The organism is Pseudomonas avellanae BPIC 631, from assembly GCF_000444135.1.
In the GTDB taxonomy this organism is placed as follows: domain Bacteria; phylum Pseudomonadota; class Gammaproteobacteria; order Pseudomonadales; family Pseudomonadaceae; genus Aquipseudomonas; species Aquipseudomonas avellanae.
On record NZ_ATDK01000151.1, the window covers coordinates 1 to 376 of the forward strand.

A 376-nucleotide genomic window follows, 5' to 3' on the forward strand; every position below is an offset into this window, starting at 1 on the left:
TGTTTTCGAAAAAATCAGCCACCAACTAACGGAAAATTCAAATCTTATCAATAGCTTAGCTTGCAGGTTATGGGTAACTTATTTCGAAAACAGTACACTAAGGTGCTCGATAAAGCGCTGATCAACTTGAACGCAGTGCAGGTCAACGCAGTGGATCATCTGACGCCCGCCCTTGATCAGGAGATCAGCACCCTGCAAGCCAGGCTGGCGATTGAAAAAACGCGTCTGGAAGAAATGTTGACGAAGGAAAAAGTGGTCAATGCATTGATTACCGATCTAGGGTCTGTTCCCGTTTCGACGTAACCTATTGATCCCTATGAGAACAGGCCCGTATTGTTGGAGTTCTCACACAACACCAATACGAGCCTGCAATGCC

Annotated in this window: 1 pseudogene; it reads left to right on the forward strand. The window is 46.0% G+C overall.

Going from position 1 to position 376, the window contains the following annotated elements:
* Positions 1 to 99: 99 nt before the first annotated feature.
* Positions 100 to 288: pseudogene (locus tag DW49_RS0107555) on the forward strand (alpha-xenorhabdolysin family binary toxin subunit B); the annotation flags it as partial.
* Positions 289 to 376: the final 88 nt, after the last annotated feature.